The 13,100-nt window shown below is 69.4% G+C and carries 13 protein-coding genes; 10 read left to right on the top strand and 3 right to left on the bottom strand.

Annotated elements, in window-relative coordinates:
• The 4 genes from sucB to lipB form a co-directional block, all read left to right on the top strand.
• On the top strand, positions 1–1,152 hold a 1,152-nt coding region (gene sucB / locus VJT49_RS28055), incomplete at its 5' end, for a 2-oxoglutarate dehydrogenase, E2 component, dihydrolipoamide succinyltransferase (RefSeq protein WP_324167941.1).
• A 153-nt stretch (positions 1,153–1,305) separates the two neighbouring features.
• Positions 1,306–2,184 carry a TIGR01777 family oxidoreductase gene (locus VJT49_RS28050; protein WP_324167940.1) on the top strand — a complete coding sequence of 293 codons (879 nt, stop codon included), beginning with the start codon at positions 1,306–1,308 and terminating at the stop codon, positions 2,182–2,184.
• Complete coding sequence (locus VJT49_RS28045; RefSeq protein WP_324167939.1) at positions 2,181–2,810, top strand: phosphatase PAP2 family protein; 630 nt, start codon at positions 2,181–2,183, stop codon at positions 2,808–2,810. The genes VJT49_RS28050 and VJT49_RS28045 overlap by 4 nt, the downstream gene beginning before the upstream one ends.
• Before the next feature lie 11 nt (positions 2,811–2,821).
• Positions 2,822–3,529, top strand: a complete 708-nt coding sequence (gene lipB, locus VJT49_RS28040) for a lipoyl(octanoyl) transferase LipB (protein ID WP_324167938.1) — start codon at positions 2,822–2,824, stop codon at positions 3,527–3,529.
• 34 nt (positions 3,530–3,563) lie between these two features.
• Here lipB and VJT49_RS28035 read toward each other — a convergent pair whose 3' ends face one another.
• On the bottom strand, positions 3,564–4,499 hold the full coding sequence (locus VJT49_RS28035; RefSeq protein WP_324167937.1) for an LLM class F420-dependent oxidoreductase: 936 nt from the start codon (positions 4,497–4,499) through the stop codon (positions 3,564–3,566).
• 9 nt (positions 4,500–4,508) lie between these two features.
• The gene (locus tag VJT49_RS28030) at positions 4,509–5,120 is read right to left on the bottom strand and encodes a TetR/AcrR family transcriptional regulator (RefSeq protein WP_324167936.1); all 612 of its coding nucleotides are present in this window, start codon (positions 5,118–5,120) and stop codon (positions 4,509–4,511) included.
• A gap of 113 nt (positions 5,121–5,233) precedes the next feature.
• On the opposite strand from VJT49_RS28030, the gene VJT49_RS28025 reads away from it, so the two are divergent.
• From VJT49_RS28025 to VJT49_RS28010, 4 genes are all read left to right on the top strand, one after another.
• Positions 5,234–5,824, top strand: a complete 591-nt coding sequence (locus VJT49_RS28025) for a hypothetical protein (RefSeq protein ID WP_324167935.1) — start codon at positions 5,234–5,236, stop codon at positions 5,822–5,824.
• Positions 5,757–6,686: an oxidoreductase gene (locus tag VJT49_RS28020; protein ID WP_324167934.1), complete on the top strand. Its 930-nt coding sequence runs from the start codon at positions 5,757–5,759 to the stop codon at positions 6,684–6,686. Before VJT49_RS28025 ends, VJT49_RS28020 begins: the two co-directional genes overlap by 68 nt.
• A gap of 108 nt (positions 6,687–6,794) precedes the next feature.
• Positions 6,795–7,796, top strand: a complete 1,002-nt coding sequence (gene lipA / locus VJT49_RS28015; RefSeq protein WP_324167933.1) for a lipoyl synthase — start codon at positions 6,795–6,797, stop codon at positions 7,794–7,796.
• 4 nt (positions 7,797–7,800) lie between these two features.
• Complete coding sequence (locus VJT49_RS28010; RefSeq protein WP_324167931.1) at positions 7,801–8,418, top strand: DedA family protein; 618 nt, start codon at positions 7,801–7,803, stop codon at positions 8,416–8,418.
• Position 8,419: 1 nt separating this feature from the next.
• Here VJT49_RS28010 and VJT49_RS28005 read toward each other — a convergent pair whose 3' ends face one another.
• The gene (locus VJT49_RS28005) at positions 8,420–10,354 is read right to left on the bottom strand and encodes an acyl-CoA dehydrogenase family protein (protein WP_324167929.1); all 1,935 of its coding nucleotides are present in this window, start codon (positions 10,352–10,354) and stop codon (positions 8,420–8,422) included.
• A gap of 179 nt (positions 10,355–10,533) precedes the next feature.
• Here VJT49_RS28005 and VJT49_RS28000 point away from each other — a divergent pair, with 179 nt between their 5' ends.
• Both VJT49_RS28000 and VJT49_RS27995 read left to right on the top strand, forming a co-directional pair.
• Positions 10,534–11,403, top strand: a complete 870-nt coding sequence (locus VJT49_RS28000; protein ID WP_324167928.1) for a patatin-like phospholipase family protein — start codon at positions 10,534–10,536, stop codon at positions 11,401–11,403.
• A gap of 109 nt (positions 11,404–11,512) precedes the next feature.
• Positions 11,513–12,736: a L,D-transpeptidase gene (locus VJT49_RS27995; protein WP_324167927.1), complete on the top strand. Its 1,224-nt coding sequence runs from the start codon at positions 11,513–11,515 to the stop codon at positions 12,734–12,736.
• Positions 12,737–13,100 lie beyond the last annotated feature (364 nt).

The following is a 13,100-nucleotide window of genomic DNA, read 5'->3' as shown; positions in this document are numbered from 1 at the left end:
GCACGTTTCTGCAGTCGAAGCTGCGGTGGGAGGAGCGGACCGAGCCGGGCCAGGCCCGCGCCCCAGCCGGCCGCCGCGCAACCGGCGCCGGAGCCCAAACCGGCTCCCGTCCCGGAGCCACCCAAGCCCGCGCCGGCACCGGAACCCCCCAAGCCGGCACCCGCGCCCGCCGCGCCCGCACCGGCCGCGAGCCAGGAGGCCGAAGGCAACGGGAGCGCCCCGTATGTCACGCCACTGGTCCGCAAGCTGGCCACCGAGCACGGGATCGACCTGTCCGCCCTCACCGGCAGCGGTGTGGGTGGGCGGATCCGCAAGCAGGACGTGCTGGCCGCGGCCGAAGCGAAGCAGAAGGAGCAGGCCGCTCCCGCAGCGGCTGCCCCGGCCGCCCGGCCGAGCACGCCCGCCCCGGTCTCGCCGGACCTGTCCGCCCTGCGCGGCTCGGTGCAGAAGGCCAGCCGGATCCGCCAGCTGATCGCGCAGCGCACCCGCGAGTCGCTGCAGACCTCCGCGCAGCTCACCCAGGTCTTCGAGGTGGACATGACCAGGGTGGCCAAGCTGCGTCAACGGGCGAAGCAGCAGTTCCTCGAGCGCGAGGGCGTGAAGTTGACCTTCCTACCGTTCTTCGCCAAGGCGACGATCGAGGCGCTCAAGCAGCACCCGAACGTCAACGCCTACTTCAACGAGGAAACCAAGGAGATCACCTACTTCGGCGACGAGCACCTCGCGGTCGCGGTGGACACCGAGAAGGGCCTGCTCTCCCCGGTCATCCACAACGCGGGTGAGCTCAACCTGGCCGGCCTGGCCACCCGCATCGCCGACCTGGCGGCGCGCACCAGGGCCAACAAGGCCAGGCCGGACGAGCTGTCCGGCGGCACCTTCACGGTGACCAACCTGGGCAGTAACGGCGCCCTGTTCGACACGCCGATCATCAACCAGCCGCAGTCCGGGATCCTGGGCGTCGGCGCGGTGGTGAAGCGGCCGGTCGTGGTGACCGGTCCCGACGGCGAGGACACCATCGCCATCCGCTCCATGGCCTACCTGGCGCTCACCTACGACCACCGCCTGATCGACGGCGCGGACGCGGGCCGCTTCCTCACCACGGTCAAGCACCGCCTCGAAGAGGGCCGTTTCGAAGACGAACTCGGTCTCTGAAAAAAGGGATGTGGTGCGGGTAGCGGTGCAAGCCGGCTGCTCCGCCGCTTGAAAACGGCCTATAGCCCGAGTTTCCTGGCACACGCGCCCCCGGATCCGTCGCTTACCGGGTCCGGGGGTGCGTAACGCCGCGTGGTGAGCAACGATCGAGCTATGCGAGTACTGATCGCCGGGGCGAGTGGGCTCATCGGCACACCGCTGGTGACCGCTCTGCGCGAGGCCGGGCACAACGTGCGGCGGCTCGTCCGGCGGGAGGCCCGCGCGGCCGGGGAGTACTCGTGGGACCCGCCGGCGGGCCGGATCGACGAACACGCACTGGACGGCGTCGACACCGTGATCAACCTGTGCGGCTACCCCGTCGGCATGCGCTGGAGCGCGGCACGGAAACAGATGATCTCCGACAGCCGGGTGGAGCCGACCGAAGTACTCGCCGAAGCGGTGGCCGAGCGCGGCGTCCCGTCCCTGATCAACGCGTCCGGCATCAACTTCTACGGCGACACCGGGGAGACCGTCGTCGATGAGTCGTGTCCTCGCGGGCAGGGCTTCCTGGCCGGGCTGTGCGAGAACTGGGAAGGCGCGACGGCGACGGCTTCTCGTGCGGGCGCGAGGGTGGTGCTGCTGCGCACCGGGATCGTGCTCGGCCCAGGCGGCCTGTTGAAGCCACTGAAACCTCTGTTTCGAATCGGGCTCGGGGGCAGGCTCGGGGGCGGCAAGCAGTACATGCCCTGGATCAGCCTGCGCGACGAGGTCGCGGCGATCCTGTTCCTCGTCGAGCACGAGACGCTGTCCGGGCCGGTCAACCTCTGCGTGCCCGACCCGGTCACCAACGCGGAGTTCACCCGCACGCTGGCCCGCGCGCTGCACCGCCCGGCGCCGTGGTGGGTCCCGGCGGACGCGCTCCGGATCGTGCTCGGCGAGGCCGCCGACGAACTCGCGCTGGTCTCGATCCGGGCGGTGCCGCAGGTGCTGGAGAAGGCCGGATTCGCCTTCGCCGACACCGACATCGACCGCGCGCTGACGGCCGCGCTTTGACTCGATGGCTCACGCTCGGCGGGGTGCTGTTCGCGCTGTTCGTGGCTTTGGGCATCACGGTCGCCGGGCAGCCGCTGGCGGTCGATCTGGCTGTGGCCGCTGCGTTCCAGGGGCTGTGGCGGGGCACGACCGGACAGGTCACGACGGTGGTCAGCGACGCGTTCGGCATCGTGGTACCGGACGTGTTCGCGATGGCGCTGCTGGTCGCGTGCGTGTGGTGCTGGCATCGCGGGTTGCGGCGGGAGTTGCTGGTCCTCGCGCGGGTGCTGCTGGTTGTCCTGCCGTGCCGCCTGATCAGCACGGCAGGGAAGGAACTCTTCGCCCGCGTCCGGCCCCGCGAGTACGCGCAGTTCAGCTACCCGAGCGGGCACGTCGTGGCGGCGGCGAGCACCGGTTTCGCCGCGGTCCTGCTGTGCGTGTGGCTGGCATCCCGCGTGACCCGTCGGGTGGCCGTCGTCTCCGCGATCATCACCGCGATGGTCGCGGTGACCCGGCTGGTGCTGGGCGTGCACTGGCTGACCGACACGATCGGCGCGGTGCTCGGCGTGCTCGGGGTCGGGTTGCCCGTCGCCGCCACTGTGAGGTTGCTTCCTGGACCCGTGCCGGCCGTGACTGGCTCGGCGTAGCCTTGCTCTTCGTGAGTGCTTCTTCCTGCCGCGCCACCACCGACCCCGTGGACGTCCGCTCGATCGGCACGATCGACTACCTCGAAGCGTGGGAGCTGCAACGCCGACACGCCAACGCCCGCGCCGACGGCGAGGGGCCGGACACGATGCTGCTGCTGGAGCACCCCTCGGTGTACACGGCCGGCAAGCGGACCGAGCCCGAAGACCGCCCGGTCGACGGCAGCCAGGTGATCGACGTCGACCGCGGCGGCCGGATCACCTGGCACGGACCGGGACAGCTGGTCGGCTACCCGATCGTCAAGCTGGGCGACCCGATCGACGTCGTGCACTACGTGCGGCGGCTGGAAGAGGCGCTGATCCACGTGTGCCAGGGGTTCGGCGTGCGCACCGGCCGGGTCGAGGGCCGCAGCGGCGTGTGGGTGCCCGCCGACGACCGGGGGCCGGAGCGCAAGATCGCCGCGATCGGCATCCGCGTGCAACGCGGCGTGACCATGCACGGCTTCGAGCTGAACTGCAACGCGGACCTGTCGGCGTTCGGCAAGATCATCCCGTGCGGGATCCGCGATGTCGGGACCACCTCGCTGGCCTTCGAACTGGGCCGTGATGTCCCCGTCGCCGAGGCCCTGCCGCCGACCCGCGACGCCGTCCTCGCCGCCCTGGAAGGTGACCTCCCGGTCCGGGACCACTGGCTCCCCCGGCCCGCCACGGTGTCTTCCTGACTCGGGGCCGCCCGGCGGAGGCGGCCCCGGGAAATCACGACAGCTGCGAGGTGACTTCGGCCGCGATCAGTTCCACGTGGTCGAGGTCGGTCAGGTCGAGCACCTGGAAGTAGACCCGGGAGATCCCGGTCGCCTCGCGGTACCGCCCGATCTTGTCGACGACCTCCGCGGGCGACCCGGCCAGGCCGTTCTGGCGCAGCTCGGCCACCTCACGGCCGATCACCCCCGCACGACGGGCGAGCGCGGCCTCGTCGCGGCCGACACACACGACCTGAGCGGTGGAGCGGACGATCTCCTCCGGGTCCCGGCCCACCGCGCGCGCCGCGTCCGCCAACCGCCCGAGCTGCGCGACCGCGGTCTCCTGGTCGACGAAGGCGATGTTGAACTCGTTGGCGAACCTGGCCGCCAGCGCGGGCGTCCGCTTCTTGCCGCCACCGCCGATGATCACCGGCGGGCGCGGCGACTGCGCGGGCTTCGGCAACCCCGGCGCTTCCTCCAACTGGTAGTACTTGCCGGCGAAGGAGAAAGTTTGCCCGGCCGGTGTCTCCCACAGGCCCGTGACGATCTCCAGTTGCTCGGCGTAGCGGTCGAACCGCTCGCCCAGTTCGTACAGCGAGATCCCGTACGCGCGGTGCTCGGCGTCGTACCAGCCGGAGCCGAGACCGAGTTCGACCCGGCCGCCGGACATCTGGTCCACCTGCGCCACGGAGATCGCCAGCACCGACGGGTGCCGGAAGGTGGCCGCGGTGACCAGGGTGCCCAGCCGGATCCGGGAGGTCTCCCTGGCCAGGCCGGCCAGCGTGATCCAGGCGTCCGTCGGGCCCGGCAGGCCGGACACCCCGCCCATCTTCAGGAAATGGTCGGACCGGAAGAACGCGTCGAAACCGGCACTTTCGGTCATTTTCGCGACGCGGAGCAAATCGTCGTAGCTCGCGCCCTGCTGAGGTTCGGTGAAGATCCGGAAGTCCACACCCCCAGCCTAGCCACGTTCGCGAACGCGGTTCAGCAACTGGACGATCACCGTCTCGACTTCGGCGCCGACGCGCCTCGGGTCCGGGGAACTCGCGATCTCCGTGGCGGCGGCGGAAAGCGCGCCGAACAGCAACCGCGAGGTGACCTCCACCGGAGTGTTCCCAGCCAGCTCGCCGGCCTCGATGAGGTTTTCCAGGTTGGTACGGATCAGCCCGAAGGAGGCCCGGTCCTCGGCTTCCCGCCAGCGTTCCCAGCCCATCACCACCGGCGCCTCGTGAATCGCGATCCGCTGGTACGCCGGGTCGAGACAGCTGGAAATGAATTCGCGCAGACCGAGCAGCGCGCGGTCCCAGGGCGGCTGCGGCCCGCGCATGATTTCTTCCAGGCGGCCGAAAACCTGGCTTTCCACCTTCTCGAATGCCGCCTCGAACAGCGCCTGCTTACCGCGGAAATGGTGGTACAGCGCACCTTTGGTGACCCTGGCCCGCCCGGCGACCTCGTCCAGCGAGGTGCCCGCGTAGCCCCGTTTCGTGAACAGCTCGATCGCGCTGTTCACAAGGGCAGATCGGGTGGACTCGGAATAGTCGAGCCGCCTGGACCGCGTTGTCGCCACCCTCACAGCTTACGTCAGGGTGATCAGGACATACCCGTGGTATGTTGGCCATGTCGGGAACATACCGACGGTATGCAGAAAACCTTCAGTATGGCCAGCGCCACAACCGGGGAGGCCACATGAGCTGGAACGACTTCTACCGACGGCGCGACGTCACCGAGTCCGTCCTGCGCCGCGCCCGCCACGCCCCCGAGGGGCCGCTGCCCTTCGCCGAGATCTCCGGCGCGCAAGACGTCTTCGGCAGCGAGGAGAACCTCCTGCTGGCACTGCACTACAAGTGGCGGCAGGTGCTCGCGGGCTACCTGCGGGCCGAGGTCACCGACGACTGCGACCACGTCGCGGCCGTCACCCGCGCCTGGCGCCGGGCCGTCCGGGACAACCAGACCCTGCGCGCGGTCCTCGACGCCCACGACGACCACCCGGCGCTCCACGGAGTTCACCAGGCCCAGCAGCGGACGCTCGCGGTCACCGCGGGCCTCGCGGACGCGGCCGAGCCGACCGACGAGGTCACCAGGGTCGGCGCCGCGTTCGAAGCGCTGTTACGCCACGGCCAGGAGATCCGGCCCGGTCGGCCGCCTGCTGCGGATGCCGAGCACCCGACACCCTTCGTGAAAAGGTTTCGCGTCGCACTAGGATCGGTACATGACGAAGTGGACCGACGCCGAAATCTCGGACCAGTCCGGCCGCACAGTGCTGATCACCGGTGCTAACTCCGGGCTCGGCCTGCAAAGCGCCAAGGTGCTCGCCGGCAAGGGCGCCCACGTCCTGCTCGCCTGCCGTTCCCGTGAGCGCGGCGAGCGGGCCGCGCGATCGGTCCGCGGCGCCACCCTCGTCCCGCTCGACCTCGCCGACCTCGACTCCGTCCGCCAGGCCGCCGCGCACGTTCGTGAGCTGACCGGCGACAAGCTCGACGTCCTGATGAACAACGCCGGCGTGATGGCCACGCCCAAGAACCTCACCAAGGACGGGTTCGAGCTCCAGTTCGGCACCAACCATCTCGGCCACGCGGCCCTGACCTGGCTGCTCATGCCCGCGCTGCGCGGCGCCGGGGAAGCCAGGGTCGTGACCCTGTCCAGCCTCGCCGCCCGTGGCGGCAGGGTCGACCTCGACGACCCGAACTTCGAGCACCGGCGTTACCAGCCCGGCACCGCCTACAGCCAGGCCAAGCTCGCCAACCAGGTGTTCGCGATGGAACTGGACCGCAGGCTGCGGGCCACCGGTGAGGACATCGTCAGCGTGGCCGCGCACCCGGGGTACACCGCGACGGGACTCGGCGGGGCGATGGCCCGCTCGTACCCGAACCGGCTGCTGAGCACGGTGATCAACACCGCGACTCGGCTCGGCGAGATGGTGTTCGCCCAGAAGGTCACGACGGGCGCGCTGCCCCAGCTGTACGCGGCGACCGCGCCCGGGGTCAACGGCGGCGACTACATCGGCCCGGGCAGCCTCGGCGGGATGCGCGGCTACCCGGTGATCGTGCGGCCGCAGGCCCCGGCACTGGACCGGCGCACCGGCTCGGGGCTGTGGCAGCTGACGGCGAAGCTGACCGGCGTCGCCCCTGATCCGGCCTAGCGCTCCGGTTTCCCGACGACGCAAGCCGCGCTCGGGGTCGCGTCGTCGCACCGTGATGCCCCTCGTGGGCCTGCCGGGAATCGCGGCGGCGAAGCGTAGGCTGGGGCCGTGACTGTTGTGCCGGAAGGTCGGAAACTGCTGCGGCTCGAGGTCCGCAACAGTGAAACGCCCATCGAGAAGAAGCCGTCCTGGATCAAGACCCGGGCCAGGATGGGCCCGGAATTCACCGAGCTCAAGGGCCTGGTGCGCCGGGAGGGCCTGCACACGGTCTGTGAAGAGGCGGGCTGTCCCAACATCTACGAGTGCTGGGAAGACCGTGAGGCCACCTTCCTGATCGGCGGCGACCAGTGCACCCGCCGGTGTGACTTCTGCCAGATCGACACGGGCAAACCGGCCGAACTGGACCGCGGTGAACCGCGCCGGGTAGCCGAGAGCGTGCAGGCGATGGGCCTGCGGTACTCCACCGTCACCGGTGTGGCCCGCGACGATCTCGAAGACGGCGGCGCGTGGCTGTACGCCGAAACGGTCCGGCAGGTCCACGCGCTCAACCCCGGCACGGGTGTCGAGCTGCTGATCCCCGACTTCAACGCCGACCCCGGCCAGCTCGCCGAGGTGTTCTCGGCCCGCCCGGAGGTGCTCGCGCACAACGTCGAGACGGTGCCACGGATCTTCAAGCGCATCCGCCCCGGCTTCCGGTACGACCGGTCCCTGCGGGTCATCACCATGGCCCGGGAGGCGGGGCTGGTGACCAAGTCGAACCTGATCCTCGGCATGGGCGAGACCCCGGAAGAGGTCGAGCCGGCGATGCGGGACCTCCTCGACGCGGGGTGCGAGATCCTGACCATCACCCAGTATCTGCGGCCTTCGGTGCGGCACCACCCGGTGGACCGGTGGGTCAGGCCGGAGGAGTTCGTCGAGCACGCCAAGACCGCGGAGACGCTGGGTTTCGCCGGCGTGATGGCCGGTCCGCTGGTCCGGTCCTCCTACCGGGCGGGCAGGCTCTACGCGCAGACCAAGCGTCACCGCGGCGAGGAACTGCCGGAGAACCTGGCGCACCTGGCCGAAGCCGGCCCGGCCGCGCAGGAGGCGGCCAGCTTGCTCGCCAGGTGAACACGTGATCACCGAGGTGCTGAACTGGCTCCAGGGCCTGCCACAACCGGCGCTGATCGCCGCCACCGGTGCCCTGGTGTTCCTGGAGTGCACCATCGGCCTGGGCTTTCTCGCGCCCGGCGAGTCGGGCCTGCTGATCGCCGCGACCACCGTGAACTCCGTGCCGCGGTTCCTGATCCTGTGGGCGGTGGTCACGGTTTGCGCCGCCACCGGCGACTCGATCGGCTACGCGATCGGCAGGCGGTGGGGGCCGCGGTTGCGCGAGACCAGGATGATCCGCCGCTACGGCGTGGACGCCTGGGACAAGGCGACCGGCGTGCTGCAGCGCCGCGGCGCGTGGGCGGTGTTCTTCGCCCGCTTCCTGCCGGTGATCAGGACTCTCACCCCGGCCGCGGCGGGCACTTCCGGCCTGCCGTTCGCGAAGTTCCTCCCCGCCGCGGCCGCCGGGGCGCTGTGCTGGTCGGCCCTGCACATCAGCCTCGGGGCCGCGCTCGGGGAGGCGGCGAAGCGGGTCGAGGGAATCCTGAGCACCGGCGGACTGATCGTGGTCGGGGTGCTCGCCGCGGTGGGCGTGTTCCTCCTCCTCCGGTGGAAGAAAAAGAAGGTCGACGGCAGGTTGTGAGTCACCGCGTGGACGGCAGGAACCTCCTCGCGACCGAATGCTCTTCCGACGCACCCTGACGCCAGTCGGTGATCCACGGGCCGGTGCCTTCGCTGGTGTCGAAAATGCCTTCCTCCAGCCAGGTGTAGCGGCCATCGAGGGTGCGCGAGGCGAGCCGGTAGTCGACGTCGTCGGTGTTGGACCACAAGGCGTCGAACAGTGCCTCGACCCGCAGCCGCGCCTGCTGGCAGAACACGTCGGCCAGTTCGTAGGCGGCCGCGCCCTGCTGCGCGTCCTCGGTTCGGTGCATCTCGGCACGCACGCAGGACGCGGACATCGCGAACAGTTCGGCGCCGATGTCGACGATCCGGCTGAGGAAGCCCTGCCGCTTCTCCAGCCCGGCCTGCCAGCGCGCCATCCCGTAGAACGTGGAACGGGCCAGCTTGCGGGCCGTCCGCTCGACATACCGCAGATGTGGCGCGAGGCGGCCGAACTCGCGGAACGCGGCCGGTGACTGCCCCTTGCCGGTGACGAGTTGCGGCAGCCACCGCGCGTAGAATCCGCTGGCCTTCGCCGCCGCCTTCGCCTTCGCCGGCAGATCGGCCTCGGTGTCGGCGAGCGCGCCGGCCGCGGACAAGTGGGCATCAACGGCTTCGCGTGCGATGAGCAGGTGCATGATCTCGGTGGAGCCTTCGAAGATCCGGTTGATCCTGAGGTCCCGCACCACCTGTTCGACGGGCACGGCACGTTCCCCGCGAGCGGCAAGGGATTCCGCCGTTTCATACCCTCGGCCGCCGCGGATCTGCATCAGCTCGTCGCCCAGCTTGCAGGCCATTTCGCTGGACCAGAGCTTCGCCAGCGCGGCCTCGATCCGGATGTCGTTGCGGCCTTCATCGGCCATATGCGCCGAAAGGTCGAGCACGCTTTCCAACGCGTACGTGGTCGCCGCGATGAAGGAGATCTTGTTGGCCACCGCGGCGTGCTCGCCGATCGGCTTGCCCCACTGCACCCGCACGGCCGACCACTCACGGGCGATCTTGAGCGCCCACTTGCCCGCACCCGCGCACATCGCCGGAATGGACAGCCGGCCGGTGTTCAGCGTGGCCAGCGCGATCCGCAGGCCCTGCCCCTCGCCGCCGACGACGTTCTCCTTCGGCACCCGGACCTTGTGGAACCGGGTCACCCCGTTCTCGATGCCACGCAGACCCATGAACGAGTTGCGCCGCTCGACGGTGATGCCCGGCGTGTCCATCTCCACGATGAACGCCGTGACGCCGCCGCGATGGCCCTCGGACTTCGGCACCCGGGCCATCACCACGACCAGTTCGGCCACCACACCGTTGGTGGTCCACAGCTTCACGCCGTCGAGCTCGTAGGCTTCGCCATCCTCGGTCGGCGTCGCGGAGGTGGCGAGCCGGGCCGGGTCGGACCCGACATCGGGCTCGGTGAGCAGGAACGCGGTGACGGCGCCCTTGGCGCACCGGGGCAGGAACCTCGCCTTCTGCTCCGGGGTTCCCGCCAGTTTGAGCGGCTCCGGCACGCCGATCGACTGGTGCGCCGAAAGCAGCACGCCGAGTGACGAATGCACCGAGCCGACCAGCATCAGCGCCTGGTTGTAGGCGACCTGGGTGAGGCCGAGCCCGCCGTAGGCCTCCGGGATCTTGATGCCGAAACAGCCGAGTTCGGCCAGGCCCTTGACGTAGGTGTCCGGGATGCGGGCCTCGCGCTCGATCACGCTGCCGTCCAGGGTTCGGCAGTACTCGCGCAGCTGGGCGAGGAACTTCTCGGCCTTGGCGCCGGCTTCCCCGCCGGTGCGCGGGTAGGGATGGATCAGGTCGAGCCGGAACCGGCCGAGATAGAGCTCCTTGGCGAAGGACGGCTTGCCCCAGCCACTTTCCCGCGCTTCCTCGGCGACCGCCCGAGCTTCCTTCTCCGTCACCTTCGGTTGATCAACCACGAGGCACCTCTTCAGGAGGAGTCAAGTCTTTGTGACCTGAGTTACTCACCAGTGTTACCCATCGGTAGCGCCGAGAAAACCCCTCTCGGCGAATGTTTCACCGCAGCCGGCCACCCGCTCCGGTAATCTGGCTCACCACACCTGGCGGCGGGTCGCCCCTTCGCGCGACCATTCATCCGATGCCCGAACTGACCCTCCCCCGCCCGATCGGCTTCGTGCTGGGCGGCGGTGGCAGCCTGGGTGCCATGCAGATCGGCATGCTGCGCGCCCTCGAGGAGGCAGGGGTCCGGCCCGACCTGGTGACCGGCACCTCCGTCGGCTCGCTCAACGGCGCGATGCTGGCCTTCGACCCCATTGACGCGGTGGACCGCCTGCGCAAGACGTGGTCGCACATGACCAGGCCGGAGGCCTTCCCCGGCGGTCTGCTCAGCCAGATGCGCACGCTGCGCAACGCCAAGACCCACCTGTTCCCGAACACGGGACTCGCCGCGATCATCAACGACAACCTCGGTCCCGATGTGCGGTTCGAAGACCTCGCCGTCCCACTCGGCGTGGTCGCCACCGACGTGGACACCGCGGAGCCGCTCCTGGTCCGCTCCGGCGAACTGCTGCCGATCTTGCTCGCCAGCGCCGCCATCCCGGGCATCTACCCACCGGTGGCCAGCGACGACCATCTCCTCTACGACGGCGGCCTGGTCGCCAACGTACCGATGCGGCAAGCGCTGGAAATGGGCGCGCGCTCGCTGGTGGTCCTCGACTGCGCCTTCCCCGGCCAGGTGCACTCGCCGCCGCAGACCTTCGCCGAGGTCCTGATGTACACCGCCATGGTCAGCATGCGAAACCAGGCGGTGCTGGAGGCGCCGATCGCCGCGGCCCAGGTACCGGTGGTCTACCTGCCGGGGCCCGCCCCGGTCCGGATGAGCCCGCTCGACTTCAGCCACACCGAGGAACTGACCGTGCAGGCGTACCACGCGGCCCGCGGCTACCTGAGCGAACTGACCGTGGACGGTCCCGGACTGTACGGGGGGCCGGGAGTCAGAGCACTCTAGGCACCGGTGACACCGGCCACTTGCGGACAACAAACCGGGTCGGTGCGCGTCATGTCGAGCGCGGTATTTTGAACCGTCCCACGCCTGCCCCCTCCGCAGAAGAGACGACATGTTGTTCACGCAGATCTCACATTCCCGTGGCAGATCGAGCGCGATCGCGGCCGTACTGACCGCCGCGCTCGCCCTGCCGGCCTGCAGCAGTTCCAGCGATTCGGGTGGCAATTCGAACGCGGCCGGTCAGGCTTCGGCCGCCCCCGGCGCCGCGGTGACCTTGTCGATCTCACCCGCCACGGACGCCACGAACATCAGCCCGGCCACGCCGATCGTGGTCAAGGCGGCGGGCGGCACCCTGACCGACGTCACCGTCACCAACACCGGCAAGAACAAGACCATTTCCGGCAACTTTTCCGCCGACAAGACGACCTGGACCACCTCGGAACCCCTGGGCTACGGCAACGCCTACGCGGTGAGCGCGAAAGGCGTGGACGGCGCCGGGAAGACCGTCGAGCAGCAGGGCAAGATCACCACCCTGTCCCCGGCCAAGCAGGCGAACCCGAACCTGATCCCGGCACCGGCGACCGTCGGGCAGACCGGGGTCGGCGTCGGCCAGCCGATCGTGTTCCAGTTCAGCTACCCGGTCAAGAACAAGGCCGCGGTGGAAAAGCAGCTTTCGGTGGTGTCCAATCCGCCGCAACAGGGCGGCTGGTACTGGATCGACGACAAGAACGTGCACTACCGGCCCAAGGAATACTGGCAGGCAGGCACCACGCTGACGGTGAGCGCGAAAATCTACGGGGTCGATTTCGGCAACGGCGTCTACGGCGCCGAGGATCGCACCGAGACGTATCGCGTGCACGATTCCTGGATTGCCAAGGCGGACGGCAACACCGAGCAGATGCAGATCTTCCACAATGGACAGATGGTGAAGTCCATGGCGATCTCGCTGGGGAAGGACTCCACCCCGACTCACCTCGGCCCGCACGTGATCTCGTTCAAGGCGCAGAAGTACACCATGGACTCCTGCACCTACGGCGTCTGTCAGGGCCAGCCGGGCTGGTACCGCTCGGACGAGTACTGGTCCGAGCGGATCTCCAACGACGGCGAGTTCGTGCACGAGAACCCGAACAGCGTGGGCGCCCAGGGCAACACGAACGTCTCACACGGCTGCATCAACCTGAACGAGGCGAACGCGGAGTGGTTCTTCAACAACCTCGGTCTCGGTGACGTGGTCGAGGTGACCAACTCTGGCGGACCACAACTCCCGCTCTGGGACCTCTACGGCGACTGGTCGCTCTCCTGGGACCAGTGGCAAAAGGGCAGCGCCCTGAACTGAAGACTGTCTTGAAAGCGTTTGCGTGGCGGTGCGGGTCGCGGAACCCAGACGACGCCGTCCGGGCAGGCAGTTTGCGCCGCCACCCGCACCGCGAGTCGCTCCAGCGCTGGGACCCGGGCGGGCCTGGCTCTCCCTCGTCCAGGTCCGCCCGGGCAGGGCCTTCGCGTGTTCCGCCGTACGGTCCCCCGCAGCCGCCGGCGGCGCTGCGGAGGGATCCGGCCGGTTCGTGATCCCATCCCCGGATCACGGCGTCCGACCACCACTTTCCGTAGCGAGGTGCCGCGAAGACCAGACAAGATTTACCGGCTTTGCGGTCTGATAACCAGCAGGTGCCGAAAGCTCTCACTCGGATGGAGCAGCAAGA

The organism is Amycolatopsis sp., from assembly GCF_035276945.1.
Taxonomy (GTDB): domain Bacteria; phylum Actinomycetota; class Actinomycetes; order Mycobacteriales; family Pseudonocardiaceae; genus Amycolatopsis_E.
This window is presented reverse-complemented; position numbering and strand designations above follow the sequence as displayed.